The 19,544-nt window shown below is 65.7% G+C and carries 15 protein-coding genes; 11 read left to right on the top strand and 4 right to left on the bottom strand.

From position 1 onward, the window contains the following. The first annotated feature begins 77 nt into the window (after positions 1-77). The 9 genes from K368_RS24625 (at position 78) to K368_RS0113095 (ending at position 13,449) form a co-directional block, all read left to right on the top strand. Positions 78-3,203, top strand: a complete 3,126-nt coding sequence (locus tag K368_RS24625; RefSeq protein ID WP_197031015.1) for an acetoacetate--CoA ligase — start codon at positions 78-80, stop codon at positions 3,201-3,203. Between the two features lie 108 nt (positions 3,204-3,311). After that, positions 3,312-4,628, top strand: a complete 1,317-nt coding sequence (locus tag K368_RS0113060; RefSeq protein ID WP_027172793.1) for a replication-associated recombination protein A — start codon at positions 3,312-3,314, stop codon at positions 4,626-4,628. Positions 4,629-4,699: 71 nt separating this feature from the next. Next, the gene (locus K368_RS0113065; protein ID WP_027172794.1) at positions 4,700-6,196 is read left to right on the top strand and encodes a carboxypeptidase M32; all 1,497 of its coding nucleotides are present in this window, start codon (positions 4,700-4,702) and stop codon (positions 6,194-6,196) included. Between the two features lie 150 nt (positions 6,197-6,346). Then, entirely contained in the window at positions 6,347-6,904 is a 558-nt protein-coding gene (locus tag K368_RS0113070) for a TerB family tellurite resistance protein (RefSeq protein ID WP_027172795.1), read from the top strand. Positions 6,905-6,982: 78 nt separating this feature from the next. After that, complete coding sequence (locus K368_RS0113075) at positions 6,983-8,230, top strand: Hsp70 family protein (protein ID WP_027172796.1); 1,248 nt, start codon at positions 6,983-6,985, stop codon at positions 8,228-8,230. Positions 8,231-8,300: 70 nt separating this feature from the next. After that, complete coding sequence (locus K368_RS0113080; RefSeq protein ID WP_027172797.1) at positions 8,301-9,719, top strand: RluA family pseudouridine synthase; 1,419 nt, start codon at positions 8,301-8,303, stop codon at positions 9,717-9,719. Between the two features lie 497 nt (positions 9,720-10,216). Beyond that, on the top strand, positions 10,217-10,930 hold the full coding sequence (locus tag K368_RS0113085; RefSeq protein ID WP_036266283.1) for an HAD-IA family hydrolase: 714 nt from the start codon (positions 10,217-10,219) through the stop codon (positions 10,928-10,930). A 74-nt stretch (positions 10,931-11,004) separates the two neighbouring features. Next, positions 11,005-11,799 carry an ATP12 family protein gene (locus K368_RS0113090; RefSeq protein WP_027172799.1) on the top strand — a complete coding sequence of 265 codons (795 nt, stop codon included), beginning with the start codon at positions 11,005-11,007 and terminating at the stop codon, positions 11,797-11,799. A 117-nt stretch (positions 11,800-11,916) separates the two neighbouring features. Continuing rightward, positions 11,917-13,449 (top strand): acyl-CoA carboxylase subunit beta, encoded by a 1,533-nt coding sequence (locus K368_RS0113095; RefSeq protein WP_027172800.1) that lies wholly within the window; start codon positions 11,917-11,919, stop codon positions 13,447-13,449. Between the two features lie 168 nt (positions 13,450-13,617). Here the strand turns inward: K368_RS0113095 and K368_RS0113100 are convergent, their stop codons facing one another. Continuing rightward, positions 13,618-14,466, bottom strand: a complete 849-nt coding sequence (locus tag K368_RS0113100; RefSeq protein WP_027172801.1) for an FkbM family methyltransferase — start codon at positions 14,464-14,466, stop codon at positions 13,618-13,620. A 417-nt stretch (positions 14,467-14,883) separates the two neighbouring features. Between K368_RS0113100 and K368_RS0113105 the strand changes: the two genes are divergently transcribed. Continuing rightward, positions 14,884-16,230: an MFS transporter gene (locus K368_RS0113105; RefSeq protein WP_027172802.1), complete on the top strand. Its 1,347-nt coding sequence runs from the start codon at positions 14,884-14,886 to the stop codon at positions 16,228-16,230. Positions 16,231-16,364: 134 nt separating this feature from the next. Here K368_RS0113105 and K368_RS0113110 read toward each other — a convergent pair whose 3' ends face one another. Further along, entirely contained in the window at positions 16,365-16,811 is a 447-nt protein-coding gene (locus K368_RS0113110) for an SRPBCC domain-containing protein (protein WP_027172803.1), read from the bottom strand. Between the two features lie 260 nt (positions 16,812-17,071). On the opposite strand from K368_RS0113110, the gene K368_RS0113115 reads away from it, so the two are divergent. Next, entirely contained in the window at positions 17,072-17,836 is a 765-nt protein-coding gene (locus tag K368_RS0113115) for an alpha/beta hydrolase (protein ID WP_027172804.1), read from the top strand. Between the two features lie 6 nt (positions 17,837-17,842). On the opposite strand, the gene K368_RS0113120 is transcribed toward K368_RS0113115, so the two are convergent. Further along, positions 17,843-18,619: an ABC transporter permease gene (locus K368_RS0113120; protein ID WP_027172805.1), complete on the bottom strand. Its 777-nt coding sequence runs from the start codon at positions 18,617-18,619 to the stop codon at positions 17,843-17,845. Next, entirely contained in the window at positions 18,616-19,542 is a 927-nt protein-coding gene (locus tag K368_RS0113125) for an ABC transporter ATP-binding protein (RefSeq protein ID WP_027172806.1), read from the bottom strand. Before K368_RS0113125 ends, K368_RS0113120 begins: the two co-directional genes overlap by 4 nt. Positions 19,543-19,544 lie beyond the last annotated feature (2 nt).

Here is a 19,544-nt window from a genome sequence, read left to right on the forward strand (position 1 = left end):
AATCGCACTTAAAGCAAATATCAAATTTTACAAAACTTGTTCACCATTTCGTAGCATTGGTCGTGAGGATGCAGATAATGGGGACGCCAACACATGTGGGAGAAGAGCTTGCCGTGCCAAGGCGCGACGAGGCCGACCTGGGGTCACACTCCCAACTGAGTGGCTTCATCCGCTTTTGCCAGACAGAAACCGAACAGACCTTCGCTGATTACTTCACTTTCGAGCGCTTCGCGATCGACGACTACGAGACCTTCTGGTCTCTCCTACTGCGATGGTCCGGATTGCCGGTCTCTGGGTCGATCACCCCGGCCTGCGAAGGCTTGGACTGCGAAACAGCTCGGTTTTTCCCCAACACCACTTTGAACTACGCCGAGGCCCTTCTCACCGCCTGGGACGAGACTGCGATTGCCGTCACGGGCTGTCGTTTCGATGCTCCTGACGAGGCAATCACCCGCGCGGAGCTGCATCTACGGGTCGCGCGATTGGCAGTGGCCTTCCGACGCCTCGGCATCGCACCAGGCGACCGCATCGTCGCCGTCGCCCGCAACCGACCGGAAGCGATGATCGCCGCCCTGGCGACCGCCGCCCTGGGCGCCGTCTTTTCCAGTTGCGCCCCCGACATGGGCGCTCCGGCCATCCTGTCGCGTTTCGGTTCCCTAGGGCCGAAGCTTCTCGTGGCTCATCTGAGCCCGGAACCTTGGGACACCGGCGCGCCCGTCGCAGACCGGGTGATGGCGGTGGCCGCCGGCCTCCCAACGCTGACCCATGTGGTATCCCTGGACGTGCTCGCGAGCGAGCCGCGCGGCACGGTACCGATCCTGGCCTACGCCGAACTCCTGGCAAAGAGGGACGATGATGGGGACGTCGCGTGGCCGCGTCTACCCTTCGACCACCCCCTATTCATCCTGTTTTCATCGGGAACCACGGGACCGCCCAAAGGCATCATCCACGGGGTGGGCGGAACGCTCCTCGAACACGTCAAGGAGCATCGGTTGCACGGCGATCTCAAGCCGGGCGACACGCTGTTCTTCCACACCAGCTGTGCCTGGATGATGTGGAACTGGCAGATCTCGGCCCTGGCGAGCGGCGCTGGGATCGTGCTGTTTGACAGCCCGGTCCAGGGTCCGAATACTCTGTGGCAGGTGGTGGAGCGTCGCGGCGTGACGGTCTTCGGGACGAGCCCGGCCTATCTGCAACTCTGCGAGACCGCCGCCTACGCCCCGCGCGCGCGGCACTCCCTCCTGCACCTTCGCAGCATCCTCTCCACTGGCTCAGTCCTGTACGATCATCAGTTCGACTGGGTACGCGAGGCGGTCAAGGACGTGCCTCTGCAAACGATATCCGGCGGAACCGATATCCTTGGCTGCTTTGTTCTTGGAAACCCGCTCTTGCCCGTGCGCCGGGGAGAAGCACAGTGCCGCAGCCTTGCCCTTGATGTCCGCGCACTCATCGTGCCGGGGGCGACGAGTCCCATCGGTGAGCTCGTCTGCGCCAACCCGTTCCCATCGACACCGCTGGGTTTCTACGGCGACAAGGACGGCAGCCGCTTCCATACGAGCTATTTCGCGCAGAACCCGTCCTTCTGGACCCACGGCGATCTCATTGAGCTGACGCCCGATGGCGGCGCGCGTATCCACGGCCGATCCGACGGCATCCTCAACATCAGAGGCATCCGTGTCGGCCCCGCCGAGATATACGCGATCTTGCAATCAATCGATGCGGTGGTGGACGCTCTCGCGGTCGAGCAACAGGATCCCAGCGGTGCCCGCCTGATTCTCGCCGTCGTCCTGCGCGAGGGGCTCACCCTCACGCCCGACCTCATGAAGACGATCAACGGACGGCTGTCCAGTCAGGGCTCGATGGCGATGGTCCCCGCACGTTGCCTTCAGGTGACCGACCTACCCACGACTTTCAGTGGCAAGCGCTCCGAGGCGGCGGCGCGGGACATCGTGAACGGTCAGGCGGCCCACAACCGCAGCGCCCTACGAAATCCAGAGAGCCTCGACGAGCTCCGCGAGGCCTTGGCCGCATCTGTCGCTCTTCAGGCAGAGGAGGTGGCCAGGGCGGTATCGCGCGGCGACGTGACGAGTGAGGCGGCGCTGGAGGCGGCCCTCCAAGCCATGGTCGCGCGCGAAATCGGAATCCCGATCAGCGTCGACGACAACTTCTTCGAGGTCGGCGCGAGCTCCCTGGCGATGTTCTCGCTCCTGACGGAGATCCAACGCTTCGCCGACCGGGACCTCTCCTTCGGCGCACTCCTCGCAGCGCCGACCGTGAGTCTCCTCACCCGGTTAGTCTGGGACGGCCCCGTAGCGGAGACGCCGGACGAGTCCGACCAGCCGCGCGTGCGGCCCGTCAGGGAGGAGGACATTGAGGCGATCTGCCTGCTGCTCAAATCGGGCTTTACCGTCGACACCCTGTCCGTCGCGGAATGGCGGCGCCTGTTCGAATACGGCTGGATCGAGGAGAAGCCCGATCTCGGCTACGTGCTCACCGTCGGCACAACCATCGTCGGCTTCATCGGCACGGTCTATTCGCACCGTTTGCAGCCGGAAGAGGGCGCGAGCCTCGCATGCAATCTCTCGTCTTGGTACGTGCAGGACGCGTATCGCGGCTGGGGATCGATCCTCCTCGCCGAGGCCATGCGGGCCAAGGATACCGTTTTCACGAGCCTCACTCCGGGGCCGGAGACGCAGGCCATCATGGCTAGCATGGCCTTGCCGCGCATGGAAAAGAGGCGCTTCTTCCTGCCGTTCTCGAATCTCGGCAGCTTAAATGTCCGGCCGATCCAGATCGAATGCGATCTGGCGATCATCCGTAGCCATCTTGGCGACGAGGACCGGCGCATCCTCGACGATCACGCCCCGTTCGATCTCCTGCATCTCCTCGTCCGGGAGGGAGCGGGCAGCACGTATCTCATCGTGAAGCGGCGCCGCCTCGGCACGAACCCGCGGATGAGGATTCCTACCTCCGAACTGCTCTATTGCAGTCGGCCGGATATCCTGGCGCGGCATTTCGAGCGCATCAAGCTCGGCATCCTCACACGGCAACGCACCGTGATTCTCGCCGCTCATGAGGGCTTCGTTCCCGCCGGCGTGCCGGCGGTTCGAGAAGCCCGGTCCGGACGTTACCGTTCCTCTCACGACATGGCGTCGTCCAATCTTGACCTGCTCTATTCGGAACTCGTGTTGCTTCCGATCTGATCGCGACCGGGCAACGGGACCGGCGAGCACGGGGCAGGCCCACCGAAACGCGGGGACGAGGCCTTTTGCGGATTGCAGGATGACGCGGGCCACGTCTTCTATGCGTCGATGTCCGATCTCTTTGCTTCCGCCGGCCTGCAGAACGACGCGCCGCGCCCGCTCGCCGACCGCCTGCGCCCGCGTTCCCTCGCCGAGGTTGTGGGACAAGAGCACCTAACCGGGCCGGACGGGTCGCTGACCCGTCTCCTCAGCGGGAAATCCTTCGGCTCACTGGTATTCTGGGGTCCGCCAGGCACCGGCAAGACCACGGTGGCGCGCCTCCTGGCCCACGAGACCGATCTCAAGTTCGAGCAAATCTCGGCGATCTTTTCCGGCATCGCCGACTTGAAGAAGGTCTTCGAGTCGGCCCGCCAGCGCCGGACAATGGGGCAGGGGACGTTGCTTTTCGTGGACGAGATCCACCGCTTCAACCGTGCGCAGCTCGACGCGTTCCTTCCCGTCATGGAGGATGGGACGGTGACGCTCGTGGGTGCCACCACGGAGAATCCATCCTTCGAGCTCAATGCCGCGCTCCTTTCGCGCGCCCGCGTCCTGCTGTTTCGCTCCCTCGACGATATGGCCATCGCCAAGTTGCTGGTCCGCGCCGAGGCTTTGACCGAACGGCCGCTGCCGCTGGACGAAGAAGCGCGCGGCGTCCTGGTCCGCATGGCCGATGGCGATGGGCGTGCCTGCCTGACCCTCGCGGAAGAGGTGTGGCGCTCGGCCAAGCGCGACGAGATTTTCGATGCCGCTACCCTGCAGGATATCGTTCAGCGCCGCGCACCAATCTACGACAAGAGCCAGGAAGGCCACTACAATCTCATCAGCGCGCTACATAAGACCGTGCGCGGTTCAGACCCCGATGCGGCGCTTTATTACCTCTGCCGCATGCTCGACGGCGGGGAGGACAGGCTGTTCATCGCCCGGCGCCTCGTGCGCATGGCGGTGGAGGATATCGGCCTCGCCGACCCGCAGGCCCTCGTCGTCGCCACCGCCGCCAAGGAGGCGTTCGATTTCCTCGGCTCGCCGGAGGGTGAACTCGCTCTGGCGCAGGTCACCGTCTATCTCGCCTGCGCGCCGAAATCGAACGCTGTCTACAACGCCTATAAGGCGGCGACGCGGGTCGCCAAGGAGCACGGCTCGCTGCCGCCGCCCCGCACGATCCTCAACGGCTCCACCAAGCTGATGCGCAAGATCGGCTACGGCGAGGGCTACCGCTACGATCACGACGAGCCGGATGCGTTCTCGGGCCAGGATTACTGGCCCGAGGCGCTCGGCCGTCAGCGTTTCTACGAGCCCACCGACCGGGGCATGGAAACCCGCTACGGCGACCGTCTCGCCCATTGGGAAGCCTTGCGAAAGCAACGCCGTGACGAGGAGCGCTGATCTCTTCGTCCGCCGCGCCTCAATCCCGTGATAGGGCGGCGCTCCGACATGCAGGAAGGCCAGCCTCGACCATGCACGCCTATCGTAGCCTCGCCACCCGCTTTGCCCGCATCGGCGCCGTCGAGGATGCCGCGGGCATCCTCGGTTGGGACGCCCAGACGTTGATGCCCAATGGCGCTGCGGAGGGCCGGGCCGAGCAGCTCGCCCAGTTGCGGGTCATCACCCACGAGATCCTCACCGCCGCCGAGACCGGGAACCTGATTGCGCAGGCCTCGGACGATGAAGCTGCCCTCGGACCGTGGGAACGGGCCAATCTGCGTGAGATGCGCCGTGCCTATCGTCACGCCTCGGCCGTGCCGGGCGATCTCGTCGCCGCGAGTTCCAAGGCCTCGTCCCGTTCCGAGATGGCCTGGCGGGAGGCGCGGGAGACATCCGACTTCGCGATGCTGACGCCTCTTCTCGCCGAGACCCTGCGCTTGCAACGAGAGGTCGGCGAGGCCAAGGGCGCGGCACTCGGCCTCGCCCCCTACGACGCGCTCCTCGACGGCTACGATCCCGGCATGCGCCGGGCTGCGATCGATCCGCTCTTTTCCGCGCTTCGTGAAACCCTGCCGGGGCTGATCGGAGCGATCCGGGACCGGCAGGCGGCGATGCCGGCGCCGATTCCGCTGCCGGGACGGTTCCCGGTGGCAGCGCAGAAAGCCCTTGGGCTGACGCTGATGCGCGCCGCCGGGTTCGACTTCGAGCGCGGGCGGCTCGATTCCAGCCTGCACCCGTTCTGCGGCGGAGCCAGCGACGACGTTCGCATCACCACGCGCTACGACGAGGCCGACGCCACCCGCGCCCTGATGGGGGTGCTGCACGAGACCGGCCACGCCCTCTACGAACAGGGTCGCCCGGCCGCATGGCTCTATCAGCCCGTGGGAAATGCCCGAGGGATGAGCCTGCACGAGAGCCAGTCCCTGCTGATCGAGATGCAGGCCTGCCGCTCCGCCGAGTTCTGCGCCTACCTTGCGCCTCGCCTGCGTGAAAGCTTCGGTGGGGAGGGGAGCGCCTGGGATGCCGACAACCTGCACCGCCTCTACACGCGGGTGGAGCCGGGCCTGATACGGGTCGATGCCGACGAGGTGACCTATCCGGCGCACATCCTCCTGCGCTACGACCTCGAAACGGCGATGATCGCCGGGGACCTCGCGGTGGCAGATCTGCCCGGCGCGTTCGACGAGGGCATGCGCGGCTTGCTCGGTCTCCGCGTGCCGAACGATCGGCTCGGCTGCCTACAGGACATCCACTGGCCCGGCGGCAGCTTCGGCTATTTTCCGACCTATACCCTCGGCGCCATGGCGTCAGCGCAGCTCTTCCGTGCTGCACGCGAGAGCCGGCCCGGCATCCCCACTGATCTGGCAGAGGGCGATTTCACCGCCTTGCGGGGTTGGCTGCGCGAGAACGTGCATGGACGCGGCAGTCTCATGGAGACCGACGAGCTGCTCGTCGCCGCCACCGGCAAGCCCCTTTGCGCTGAGGATTACATGCGCCACCTGCGCCACCGCTATCTCGGGGAAGGCTGAACGCTCATATCAGACGGTTGCGAATCGATGGCGCCGGAGCGATCCCTTGCAGGGTCGCGCCCGCTTCGGGTTTTGCCCCCAACTGCGAGGCTATGCTGACAGTCGATCCGACCGTCCGACCGGTCCGGCTTCTGGGAAAGGCTCATTTACATGGTCGTCATCGTCGCAGTGATCGGGATCGTGGGTGCCGTCCTGTTCTGGATCATCCGCGCGCACGGCACCGCGACGGCACTGAGGGAGGTCAACCGTGACACGAAGGGGCTTCAGCGTCGGGCGAAATCGACCCTGGAGGACATCATTGGCACGCCGCTGAAGCGAGTGCGGGACGTGAGGCTCGCGGCGGTGATCCTGATGATCCAGATGGTGCGCACGGGCAGCCCCGTCACCGCCGCCGAGAAGACCAAGATCCTGGAATTTATGGACTCTCCGCTCCAGATCGATTCCATCTCGGCCACGTTCGAGCGCGCCTGGACCTACACCGAGGCGCGGCGGCCGTTCTCCCTCGTGGCCGACGACTTGCTGCCTCTGCTGCGGGACAACCTCACCGAAGCCGAGCGCCTGCACTTCATCGACATGCTCTCGCAGGTCGCCGGTGCCCATTCCACCGCCAGTGAGTTGCAGCGTGAGGCGATCGTGCGGCTCAAGCGCCGGCTCACCGGTGGGAGCCCTGCGCTGAAGGCGAGCCGGGCCGGCGATTTCGGGCGTTGAGACCGGTGGACCCGGCGGAGCGCAGCCTGTAGGTCGGCTGCCCCCCTTTCCAGCGGACAGACTGTCCGGAGATCCTACATGGCGGCCTGCGGCCTCGATTTCGGCACGTCCAACACCACGCTCGGCCTCGTGACCGAGGGGCGGCCCGCCCTGCTACGGCTTGAGGGCGACCACGTCACGATTCCCAGCGCGATCTTTTTCCCACCGGGCGGGACACCCCTCGTCGGCCGCGCGGCAATGGCCGAGTATGTGGAGGGCACGCCGGGCCGGTTGATGCGCAGTCTCAAATCGGTGCTTGGCTCCTCCCTGCTCGAAGAGACGACGCCGGTGGGGCGTGAGCGTATCCGCTTCCGCGACGTCATCGCCCGCTACCTCTCTGCCGTTAAGACGCGGGCCGAGGCGCAGGCGGGAACCGACATCGACACCGTAGTCCACGGCCGCCCGGTCCATTTCGTCGATGGCGATCCGGAGGGCGACGCCCGCGCCGAGGATGCCCTGCGCGAGATCGCCCGGAGCATCGGCTTCCGTCACGTCTCGTTCCAGTACGAGCCTATCGCCGCGGCGCTCGATTACGAGCAGCAGGTAAGGGGAGAGGAGATCGCGCTCATCGCAGATATCGGCGGCGGCACCTCAGACTTCTCCATCGTGCGGCTTTCGCCGGAGCGCCATGCCAAGGTGGACCGGTCCGGTGACATCCTCGCCAATGACGGCGTGCGGATCGGTGGCACCGATTTCGACCGGCGCCTCAGCCTCGGCACGGTGATGCCGCTGTTTGGCCTCGGCAGCTCGATGAACCGGGGCGATCTCGACGTGCCGAGCGGCTATTTCCACGATCTCGCGACTTGGTCGAGCATCAACCGGCTCTACAACGCCAAGACCTTGCGCGAGATCGAGGAGGTTCGCCGCGACGCGCGCCGGCCGGACCTGATCGCTCGGCTCTACACCGTGGTGGAGGCCGAGCGCGGGCATTCCCTGGCGATGGAGGTCGAAGGTGCCAAGATCGCCGCCTCGGATGCAGGCCAGGGCGGCGTGGCCCTTGGCTGGGTCGAGCCGGGCCTCGCCGCCAATCTCGACCATGCCGGCCTCGTGGCGCAGACGGAGGAGCTCTCGCGGCGAATCGCCGAGCGGATCGGGCGCTGCCTGAACCAAGCGGGATTGCCCGCCGAGGGCATCGACGCCCTGTTCCTCACCGGCGGGTCAACGGGGCTGCCGCATGTCCGAGCCGCCCTGGTTGCGGGCGTACCGAACGCCCGCGTTGTCGACGGAGACACGTTCGGCTCGGTCGGGACAGGCCTCACCATCGAGGCGGGCCGCCGCGCGGCTTGACCTTCGGTTCACGCAGGGCCCCGCTCTCGAAGCGCTTTGCCCAGAGGGGCGAGGGTGTTACGAGCACCCGATGACCACCAGACCACCATCACGCGGCAATGCCGGACGCAAAGGTTCCGGCGTCGGCAAGGGCAGGCCGCCCGGCAGCGGCGGCAAGCCCTACCGTCCCGGTAAGCCCGGCGCGTTCCGCAGGCCCGACCGCGAAGGAACCGGCCCGCGCACCAGCGCCCTCGACGCCGCCCAGCGCGCCGCGCAGCTGCGCGGCGAAGCCGACAAGCGCGCCCCCTGGCGCCCTGGCGACGCCCCCGAGGCAACGGCTGACGACGAAGCCTCGGTTCCCCGTGCGCCTCGGACGCGGGCGCCCCGCAACGAGGTCGCAGCGAAAGCCTTCGATGCGCCGCGCCAGCGCCGTGCCGGCGCCAAGCCTCCGGAACCGGCAGTCGAAGGCCCGACCCGGCGCGAACAGCGCGCCGCCGCCTCCGCGACTCTGGCCTCCGGGGTGCAGACGCTGATCGTCGAGGAAGACGAAGCCGAAATGCGGATCGACCGCTTCCTGACCACGCGCTTTCCGCAGCTACCTTTCACCCGTGTCCAGAGCATCGTCCGCAAGGGCGAGTTGCGGGTGGACGGCAAGCGCGCCAAGCCGAATGACCGCCTCCTGCCGGGCATGAGCGTACGCGTGCCGCCCCTCAAGCTCGACCCCGTGGCTGACCGGCCGCGCAGTGTCGCGCGTGACGCCACCGATGCCGACTTCCTGCGCTCGCTCATCCTCTACGAGGATGCGGACATGATGGTGCTGAACAAGCCGTTCGGCCTCGCCGTCCAGGGCGGCTCCGGCACCGTGCGCCATGTGGACGGGCTGCTGGAGGCCCTGACCGGACCGGACGGGCAGAAGCCGCGCCTCGTCCACCGCCTCGACAAGGACACTGCCGGCTGTCTCATCGTCGCCAAGACGCGCCTCGCGGCGGCGACCCTTGCCAAGAGCTTCCGCTCGCGGTCCGCCCGCAAGGTCTACTGGGCGCTCACCGCCGGTGTCCCGCGCGTGCCTCAGGGCCGGATCTCGACTTACCTCGCCAAGGAAGAGGCCCCCGACGGCGACGCCCGAATGCGGGTAGCCCAGCATGGCGATGACGGCGCCGCCCACGCGCTGACCTACTACGCTATGGTCGATAACGCGGCGCAGAAGCTGTCCTGGCTCTCGCTGAAACCCGTGACGGGGCGCACGCACCAGCTCCGCGCCCATGCTGCGCATATCGGCCATCCCATTGTCGGCGATCCGAAATATTTCAGCGTCGAGAACTGGGCATTGCCGGGAGGCATCCAGAACCGGTTGCATCTGCTGGCACGCCGCATCGTCATCCCGCATCCGCGCACGCTGAAGCCGGTGGACGTGACGGCGCCGCTGCCGCCGCACATGGCTCAGAGCTGGAACCTGCTGGGCTTCGACGCCTCGCGCTACGATCCCATCGTCGAGGCGCCGGAAGCATGATCCACGCGGGCCGCATCGGTGGGGAGTGTCCGCGGATGCGCCTTGGCAATCGGGCGCCATGCCTTATCCTTGTGGTCGACCTCACCCGTCGTTGCAGCGAGAAACCATGCCAATGACGTTCGCGACCATGGCCAGCACCGCCTTGATCGGCCTGTTCGTGTGCTTCGGATCAGCGTCGCTGACTTCCGAGGCTGCGGCGCAGGCGGCGGGTCCACAGCAGAACCCACCGGGTCCCGCAGCAAAAGCAGCCCCGGTCCCAGTCGCGCAGAACCAAACTCCGCCGCCTCCCTCCGTCGGTCGCCACGGATCGCAGGCGCGGGCGGGCGACCGCAGGCGGCGGTCCTATGCCAGCTGTAACCGGCTGTCTCATGCGCGCGGCCTGCGCGGCGGGGTGCGGCGGCGCTTCCTGATCCGGTGCAAGCTCGGCTACGAACGCCAGAAGCCCGGTCAAGCTCCAGCTCAGCAATCCCCGCAAGGACGTCAGCCGTGATGATGCCATGCGGGACGGTCCCGTGAAGCTCGTCGTCTTCGACGTCGACGGGACGCTCGTCGACAGTCAGCACCTCATCGTCGCCGCGCAAGGCATGGCCTTCGCCGAACACGGTATCGAAGCGCCCACGCGCGCGGTAGCCCTCTCCGTCGTCGGGCTCTCGCTACCGCAAGCCTTCCGGCGTCTCGTGGGCGAGGATGGGCCAGTGGAGGGTCTGTCTGAGAGCTACAAGCGCGCCTTCAACACCCTGCGCCTCAGCCCCGCCTATGAGGAACCGTTGTTCCCGGGCATGGGCGACCTAATCGAACGCCTGCGCGCCCGCGACGATCTTCGGCTCGGGCTCGCTACAGGCAAGTCCCGGCGCGGGGTTGACCGTCTGATCGAGAGCCATGGCTGGGGCGACGTCTTTGCCACCATCCAGACCGCGGACGATGCACCGTCGAAGCCAGACCCGGCGATGCTGCATCAGGCGATGGCCGAGGTGGGTGCGTTGCCGAAGACGACGGTGATGATCGGGGACACCACCTACGACATGGACATGGCGGTGAGTGCCGGCGCGGCCGCCATCGGTGTCGCCTGGGGCTACCATCCGCCGGGCGCTTTGCTCGGAGCGGGGGCGGTGACCGTGGTCGAGACCGCCTCCGCGCTGGCGGACCTGTTCTCGGGAAGTCTTCGCGAGTCCGGCACGGACACCATCATCGGCGACCTCGCGTCCGAGTAGGACACAGCACCCGAACGAACATCCCCCAGCTCGACGCTCGCAGGCCGATGCGCGATGCGTTAGAACCCCGCTTCATGAGCAACGACGATCCTGCCGGCTGGCTTGGCGCCTCCGATGCCCCTCCTGTCCACGACCCGCACCGGGCCGTGCGGGCGCAGACGCGTGTCGCCCTGCCGAAGCGGTTCTACGCGGAGGCCGATCTCGCCGAAGACGAAGGTGGGTTTCGCCTGATTCTCGACGGACGGTCCGCCAACACGCCAGCACGCAACCCGCTGCGCCTGCCAACGCGGGCGCTGGCCGAGGCCGTGGCCGCCGAATGGGCGGCGCAAGTCGACGTCATCGATCCGTCGACCATGCCGCTGACGCGCATCGCCAACACTGCCATCGACGGCGTCGCCCCCCGCCGAGAGGCGGTGATAGACGACCTTTCGGCCTATGCCGGAACGGATCTCGTCGCCTACCGCGCCGCTGACCCGGAACGTCTCGTGGCGGATCAGGCCCGTGCCTGGGACCCTGTGATCGACTGGGCGCACGAGACTTACGGTGCGCGCCTCATCCTCAGCGAAGGGGTGATGCATGTCACCCAGCCCGAGACGTCGGTGACCGCCTTGCGCGGCGCGATCGAAGCGGTCGAAGGGCCGTTCCGGCTGGCGGCTCTCCACACGATGACCACGCTCACCGGCTCGCTCCTCATCGCGCTGGCCGCCCTTCACGGACGCCTGACCTCGCAAGATGCCTGGGCGGCGGCGCATGTAGACGAGGCCTATCAGGCCAGTGTCTGGGGAAGCGATGCCGAGGCGGACGCGCGCCATGCCCTGCGGAAGACCGAGTTCGAGTCCGCGGCAAAGCTGGCAAAGCTTGCCCGTTAAATCCATTTTCGCTGCCTGTCCTCCGTGCTAAGGCGCATTTGACTCTCAACCGCCAAGCCTTGCCCAAACATGTGGCATGGCCCCATTTTCTCGCACCCATCTCAAGGCTCACCGCGCATGAAGGATATTCTCGAGAAGCTCGAAGAGCGGCGCTCCCAGGCTCGCCTCGGCGGCGGCGAGAATCGCGTCGTTGCTCAGCACAAGCGTGGCAAGCTGACGGCGCGCGAGCGCATCGAGCTCCTCCTCGACCATGGGTCGTTCGAGGAATTCGACATGTTCGTGCAGCACCGCTCCACCGATTTCGGGATGGAGAAGCAGAAGATCCCCGGTGACGGTGTCGTCACCGGCTGGGGCACCATCAACGGCCGCACCGTCTTCCTGTTCTCGAAGGACTTCACAGTCTTCGGCGGCTCGCTCTCCGAGACGCATGCCGCGAAGATCGTCAAGGTCCAGGACATGGCGCTGAAAATGCGTGCGCCGATCATCGGCATCTTCGATGCCGGCGGCGCCCGCATCCAGGAGGGCGTCGCGGCGCTCGGCGGCTATGGCGAGGTCTTCCGCCGGAACGTCGCCGCCTCGGGCGTCATCCCGCAGATCTCCGTCATCATGGGCCCCTGCGCCGGCGGAGACGTCTATTCGCCGGCCATGACCGACTTCATCTTCATGGTCCGCGATACGAGCTACATGTTCGTCACCGGCCCAGACGTGGTGAAGACCGTGACCAACGAGGTGGTGACGGCCGAGGAACTCGGCGGCGCCAAGGTCCACACCACCAAGTCCTCCATCGCCGACGGCTCATTCGAGAACGACGTGGAGGCGCTGCTCCAGGTCCGCCGTCTCGTAGACTTCCTGCCCGCCAACAACATCGACGGCGTGCCGGAGATCGAAAGCTTCGACGACCCGCTGCGCCTCGACAAATCCCTCGACACCCTGATCCCGGACAACCCGAACAAGCCCTACGACATGGGCGAGTTGATCCGGCGCGTGGCCGACGAGGGCGACTTCTTCGAGATCCAGGCCACCTATGCCCGCAATATCATGACGGGCTTCGGCCGCATCGAGGGCCGCACCGTCGGCTTCGTCGCCAACCAGCCGATGGTGCTGGCCGGCGTGCTCGATTCGGACGCCTCCCGCAAGGCCGCCCGCTTCGTGCGCTTCTGCGACGCGTTCTCGATCCCGATCGTGACCTTCGTCGACGTACCAGGCTTCCTGCCGGGCACTGCCCAGGAATACGGCGGCCTCATCAAGCACGGCGCCAAGCTGCTCTTCGCCTACAGTCAGGCCACCGTGCCGCTGGTGACGATCATTACCCGCAAGGCCTTCGGCGGCGCCTACGACGTGATGGCCTCGAAGCACGTGGGTGCCGACATCAACTACGCGTGGCCGACCGCACAGATCGCGGTGATGGGCGCCAAAGGCGCGGTGGAAATCATTTTCCGGAGTGAGATCGGCGATACCGACAAGATCGCGGCACGGACCAGCGAATACGAGGACCGCTTCCTCTCGCCCTTCGTCGCCGCAGAGCGCGGCTATATCGACGAGGTGATCATGCCCCACTCGACCCGCAAACGCATCGCTCGGGCGCTCGGCATGCTCCGCACCAAGGAGATGGAGCAGCCCTGGAAGAAGCACGACAACATCCCGCTCTGAGCGATGGCATCATCGGGGCTCCCTGCTTCGGGGGCCCTTTTTCCGTCCGACTGCCGCGGCGCGGACGTGGAGCCGAGACGTAAACATCTCAGCGGCGGAGATGGCGCTTTCGCCTATTCAATCTCGACCTGATGCTGACAGGTGGTTCGAGCGAACGGCCGGATGTGCTCAGCCGGCCGTTCGCTCGAAGATCAGGTTCAGCCGAGTGCGGGCGATCTGTCGGTAACCTCGAGCCTCGAGCAGGCCGACGAGATCGATCTGCCATTGCGCCGTGCCATCCTCAATGACGAGAAGGCGAGGATACAGGGAGACCGGCGCTTCGCGGAAGAACGGCTCCAGGATCAGATCCTCGGCGCCCTCCACATCGAGCTTGATCGCGTCGATGCGGGTAATGCCCTCGCCCTGGGCGAGTCCAAGGAGGGTGACCGCCGGCACGCGGATTTGTGCGCCCTCGTTGGTGCCGACGATCTTCAGGCTCGATTCGCCACGGTTGCGCGGGTCCACGAACAGCGTCAGTTCGCCGGCCTTGTCGGCCACCGCGCAGGCCACCGCCTTTACTGTGCCGAACGGGTTCTGGGCGATGTTATAGGTGAGCCGGTCGAACACGTCGGGCTGCGGCTCGACGGCGAGGATGCGGGCGCGCGGACCGGCGAAAGCAGCCACGAACAGGGCGTAGGCGCCGATATTGGCGCCGATGTCGAGGAAGGTGCAGTCTGGCTCCAGCCGTGAGGCCAGCAGCGCCCGCTCTTCGGGATCGAAGAATTGCGGGGTAAACAGCACCTTCTTCTCGCAATTGTTGTTGTAGGGGTGCAGCCGCATGCGCGCCCCGAACCGCTCTACGTCGAGGGGCTGTCCATGCAGCATCGTGATAGCCAGCCGGCGCAGGAAGAAGCCTATGCGCCGACCGGCCCAGCTCTTGCCGGAGAGCGTCACCGTGCGATCGGTGATGCGCGCCACGAGCCCCTTGGGCGCGTAGGTGCCGAAAGGCCGGATGGGGGAAGATTGCGTGTCGGTCATTGAGGCGGGTGATGCCAGCCCGGCAAGCGCACGGCAAGCATCTGATGTCGTTCGACGCCATTGGTTAAATCGGCATAAATCGGCGCCATGCTCACAAAGAACGCAGTCCTTAGTTCATCGGCTGCGCAAGCGATCATCCAAGAGGCATTGCCGGCAAGGCTGGGATTCTCCTGAGTTAAGGGGGGAGCGGTACTGCCCTCGGTAAAATACCGGATTGCGGAGCGACGGTTCAGAATCATTCGACTTGGCACGCGCCATGCGAAAGCCCCCACGTGGGCAACGGCGCCCGCGAGAGCTGCCTTCAAAGATGGCGGCTCGTGCTCACTGTGGCGTGAGCGACCAATCTCTCCCCACCCCGCGATGGGGGCCACTCGCACCGAGTGCCGGGAGACATCCGATCGCCTGGAGCCTCTCCGCATGCAGTCCCAAAAAGCCACCCGGATCGATCTGTTCAGTCTGGCCACGCCGCAGATGCGTGCGTTCCACATCACATGGCTCGCCTTCTTCGTCTGCTTCTTCGCCTGGTTCGCGGTCGCCCCGCTGATGCCGGTGATCAAGGGCGAGTTTCAGCTCACCAACGACCAAGTCTACAACATCAACATCGCCGCGGTCGGCATCACCATCCTGGTGCGCCTGCTGATCGGGCCGATGTGCGATCGGTTCGGACCCCGCCTGACCTATACCGGCCTCCTGGTTCTCGGAGCGATCCCGGTGATCGGCATCGCCTTCGCCAATTCCTATGAGAGCTTCCTGTTCTTCCGCCTTGCCATCGGAGCCATCGGGGCGAGCTTCGTCATCACGCAGTTCCATACATCGGTGATGTTCGCGCCGAACGTGGTGGGCACCGCCAACGCCACCGTGGGCGGCTGGGGCAATGCCGGCGGCGGCGTCACCCAAAGCGTCATGCCGCTGATCCTCGCGGCCCTCGTCAGCATCGGCGTCGAGAAGACGATGGGCTGGCGCCTATCGATGATCGTGCCGGGCGTGATGATGCTCGTCGTAGCCTTCCTCTACTACCGGTTCACGCAGGACATGCCCGAGGGCAACATCATGGAGCTGCGCGCCCGCGGCGTCGCGGTGGATTCCGGCAAGAAGGGCGGCTGGGCGGTCTTCAAGCAGGCGATGACGAACTACCGGGTTTGGATGCTCGCCATCACCTATGGCGCCTGCTTCGGCGTCGAGATCTTCATCCATGCGGTGGCGGCGACCTACTATGTCGAGCGGTTCAGCCTCGATCTGACCCAGGCCGGCATGGCGGCGGGCAGTTTCGGCTTGCTGGCTCTGTTCGCCCGCGCGCTCGGCGGCATCGCGTCGGACCGGGTCGCCCGCTCGAAGGGCCTCGACGGTCGCACCTTGCTCCTGTTCGCGCTGATGGTCGGCGAAGGGATCGGCCTTCTCGCCTTTGCCTATGCCGGCTCGGTGGTACTGGCCGTCGTCGCCATGCTCGCCTTCGGCCTGTTCACCCACATGGCCTGCGGCGCCACTTACGCCCTCGTACCGTTCATCGACCGCAAGGCGCTCGGTGGCGTTGCCGGCATCATCGGCGCAGGCGGCAATGTCGGCGCCGTGGCGGCGGGCTTCCTGCTCAAGGGTGTCGGCAACCTGCCCGGCGCCCTGTTCATCCTCGGCATCGCCGTACTGATCTCGTCGCTCTGCGCAATCTCGGTGCGGTTCTCAGTTACCCACAAGCAGACCGAGCAGAAGCTCTACGACGAAGCCGTCGCGCAGCGCGCCGTCACCAGCGGTCAGCCCGCCTTCGCCTGAGCGACGATCCCCCGGAGGGCTACGGCGCAGGCCGTGGTCCCTTTGTCGTTGGATCCGGAGAGAAAAAACGGTCCCCCCTTTTTCGAACGCCTGCAGCGTCGGCGGAAGGCGATCCGGATCCAAATGGAAAGCCGTTAGGCAAAAGCAGCCTGGAGCTTCGAAAAGCAGCTCCGCCAATCATCGCGATAGGCGTTCCGAACATCAGCGTTGACGATGCGGCGATGGGTGAGCGTGATCTCCGTAGCCCGATCGCCGACGGAGAGCAGATCGACATGGATCAGGGTCTCGCCGATGCGCAGGAGCGGGTTTGGCCCCTCATAAGTCCAGGTCTGATGCAGGGAATATCCCTGCCTGATCTCCTCGTATTGCCCGGTCACGGTATGGGACGCCCTATCCGAGTCGCGCCGCCGCAGGAGAAACGCGCCGCCAACCCGCGGGTCGGTCTCCACATGCTCCATGACGGAAGTACCGGGCGCGAGCCAACGCTTGATAAGCAAAGGGTCGATCCAGGCACGGAACACGTCCGGCTGGGGCGCACGAACGACGTATTTGAGGACGACGACAGGTACGATCTGGATCATGGGCCGTCCGTATCCTCAAGAATCGATCGGCCGGACCGGAGAGATGCCGCAGGGACGATCACACCGTTCATCGCGCCGGAGACGCCGAGCGGCAAGGGGAGGTAAGCCGGCCAAACCCACGCGGAACGAGGGAAACGCTCTCCTGTTACCGCTTCGGATGCACGCACCTTGCCTACATGCCGTTCAAGGGCGAGTTTAGCGATCCATGGAGGCCGTCCATCCACCGATGGCGCCTTCTTCGACAGGTATAGACAAGCCCGATGCAGACCTTCGATTCCGACGGAACCACCATCGCCTATATCGATGTGCCGGCGAAGGGCGGCAGCGGCGATCCGATCGTGCTGATCCACGGCTTTGCCTCGAATCACTCCGTGAACTGGGTCAACACGCTTTGGGTTAAGACCCTGTCCGACGCGGGGCACCGGGTCGTCGCCCTCGATAATCGCGGGCACGGCGAGAGCGAGAAACTCTACGATCCGGAGGCTTACGGCTCCGACATCATGGCGCAGGACGCGCGGCGTCTGCTCGACCATCTCGGCATCGCCCGCGCCGACATCATGGGTTATTCCATGGGCGCGCGGATCGCCGCCTATCTCGCCCTCGATGAGCCGACGCGGGTACGTTCAGTGCTTCTCGGCGGTCTCGGGTTGCATCTGGTGGAGGGCAAAGGACTGCCGAACGGGATCGCCGAGGCTCTGGAAGCACCTCCCGGCGAGAAAGCGCCGAACCTCACCGCCGCCGCATTCCGCACCTTTGCCGAGCAGACGAAGAGCGATCTCAGAGCGCTTGCCGCCTGCATGCGCGGCTCGCGCCAGACCCTGTCGCGGGAAGAAGTCTCTCAGATCGAAGCGCCGACCCTGGTCACAGTGGGCACCCTCGACACGGTTGCCGGCTCCGCACCGGCGCTGGCTACTCTCATGCCCAATGCAAGGAGCCTGGAACTGCCAAACCGCGACCACAGTACAGCGGTGGGCGACAAGCAGCACCGGCAGGGCGTCCTCGCCTTTCTCAACGGGCGACCCTGAGGAAGATCAGCTTTTCAGCCGATAACCGGTCCGAAAGATCCAGGTCACGCTGCCGAGGCAAAGGGCGAGGAAGACCAGCGTCATCGCGAGGCTGATCTCGACCCGCATATCGGAGGTGCCGAAGAAGCTCCACCGGAAGCCGCTGATGAGGTAGACGACCGGGTTGACAAGGCTGACCGCCCGCCAGAACGGCGGTAGCATCTCGATGGAATAGAAGCTGCCGCCGAGAAAGGTAAGGGGCGTCACGACCAGAAGCGGCACGAGCTGGAGCTTCTCGAATCCGTCCGCCCAGAGGCCGATGAGGAAGCCGAACAGGCTGAACGTCACCGCCGTGAGAATCAGGAAGGCCACCATCCAGAGCGGATGCTCGATCCGCAGGGGCACGAACAGAGCGGCGGTGGCGAGGATGATCAGCCCGATCAGGATGGATTTCGAGGCAGCAGCGCCGACATAGCCGAGCACGATCTCGAAAGGGGAGACCGGCGCCGACAAGATTTCGTAGATCGTGCCGGCAAAGCGCGGGAAGTAGATACCGAAGGAGGCGTTGGCGATGCTCTGCGTCAGGAGCGAGAGCATGATCAGCCCCGGCACGATGAAGGCGCCGTAGGCGATGCCATCCACCGAGGCCATGCGCGACCCGATCGCCGCGCCGAAGACCACGAAGTAGAGCGATGTGGCGATGACCGGAGCGACGATGCTCTGCAGTCCCGTGCGCCAGAACCGGGCCATCTCGAAGCGATAGATCGCGCCGACGGCCGGCCAGTTCATCGACAACGGATTCATGCCTGCTCCCTTACGAGATCGACGAAGATGTCCTCCAGCGAACTCTGGCTGGTGGAGAGATCACGGAAGGGAATGCCGGCAGCGGCGAGGTCGGTCAGCAGCGTGGTGATCCCGGTGCGCTCGCCCTTGGTGTCGTAGGTGTAAACAAGCTCCTGTCCATCCGCCGACAGAACCAAGCCATGCGGAGCCAACTCGTTCGGCAGGGCGCGGAGGGGGTTCTGCAATTGCAGGGTCAGTTGCTTTTTGCCGAGCTTGCGCATCAGCTCGGCCTTCTCCTCCACCAGGATGATCTCGCCCTTCCGGATCACGCCGACGCGGTCGGCCATCTCCTCGGCCTCGTCGATGTAATGGGTGGTGAGGATGATGGTGACGCCCTGCTCGCGGAGCTTGCGCACCAGTCGCCACATGTCCTGGCGCAGTTCCACGTCGACGCCGGCTGTCGGCTCGTCAAGGAAGAGGATGTGCGGCTCATGGCTGAGAGCCTTTGCGATGAGAACGCGCCGCTTCATGCCCCCGGACAGGGTCATGATCCGGCTGTCCTTCTTGTCCCACAAGGAGAGGTCGCGCAGTACCCTCTCGATATGGGCAGGATCGGATTTCATGCCGAACAGACCGCGGCTGAAGCTCGTCGTATCCCACACCGTCTCGAAGGCATCGGTTGTGAGTTCCTGCGGCACGAGGCCGATGGCCCTGCGCGCCTCGCGATAATCCGCTCCGATGTCGTGGCCATCCACGGTGACAGTGCCGCTCGTCGCGCGGACGAGGCCGCAGACGATGCTGATCAGTGTCGTCTTGCCGGCGCCATTGGGACCGAGCAGAGCGAAAATCTCGCCCTTGGCGATGTCGAGGTTGATATCCTTGAGGGCGTGGAGGCCGGAGGCATAGACCTTCGACAGGCCCAAGATGGAGATGATCGGCCGCATCG

The organism is Methylobacterium sp. 10, assembly GCF_000519085.1.
Lineage (GTDB): Bacteria > Pseudomonadota > Alphaproteobacteria > Rhizobiales > Beijerinckiaceae > Methylobacterium.

Coding starts and splice junctions, on each gene's coding strand:
- K368_RS0113085 (WP_036266283.1), top strand. CDS start 10,217: ATGCGGGACGGTCCCGTGAAGCTCGTCGTCTTCGACGTCGACGGGACG.
- K368_RS0113125 (WP_027172806.1), bottom strand. CDS start 19,542: ATGCGGCCGATCATCTCCATCTTGGGCCTGTCGAAGGTCTATGCCTCC.
- K368_RS0113060 (WP_027172793.1), top strand. CDS start 3,312: ATGTCCGATCTCTTTGCTTCCGCCGGCCTGCAGAACGACGCGCCGCGC.
- K368_RS0113100 (WP_027172801.1), bottom strand. CDS start 14,466: ATGACCGACACGCAATCTTCCCCCATCCGGCCTTTCGGCACCTACGCG.
- K368_RS0113080 (WP_027172797.1), top strand. CDS start 8,301: ATGACCACCAGACCACCATCACGCGGCAATGCCGGACGCAAAGGTTCC.
- K368_RS0113070 (WP_027172795.1), top strand. CDS start 6,347: ATGGTCGTCATCGTCGCAGTGATCGGGATCGTGGGTGCCGTCCTGTTC.
- K368_RS0113105 (WP_027172802.1), top strand. CDS start 14,884: ATGCAGTCCCAAAAAGCCACCCGGATCGATCTGTTCAGTCTGGCCACG.
- K368_RS0113090 (WP_027172799.1), top strand. CDS start 11,005: ATGAGCAACGACGATCCTGCCGGCTGGCTTGGCGCCTCCGATGCCCCT.
- K368_RS0113095 (WP_027172800.1), top strand. CDS start 11,917: ATGAAGGATATTCTCGAGAAGCTCGAAGAGCGGCGCTCCCAGGCTCGC.
- K368_RS24625 (WP_197031015.1), top strand. CDS start 78: ATGGGGACGCCAACACATGTGGGAGAAGAGCTTGCCGTGCCAAGGCGC.
- K368_RS0113075 (WP_027172796.1), top strand. CDS start 6,983: ATGGCGGCCTGCGGCCTCGATTTCGGCACGTCCAACACCACGCTCGGC.
- K368_RS0113110 (WP_027172803.1), bottom strand. CDS start 16,811: ATGATCCAGATCGTACCTGTCGTCGTCCTCAAATACGTCGTTCGTGCG.
- K368_RS0113120 (WP_027172805.1), bottom strand. CDS start 18,619: ATGAATCCGTTGTCGATGAACTGGCCGGCCGTCGGCGCGATCTATCGC.
- K368_RS0113065 (WP_027172794.1), top strand. CDS start 4,700: ATGCACGCCTATCGTAGCCTCGCCACCCGCTTTGCCCGCATCGGCGCC.
- K368_RS0113115 (WP_027172804.1), top strand. CDS start 17,072: ATGCAGACCTTCGATTCCGACGGAACCACCATCGCCTATATCGATGTG.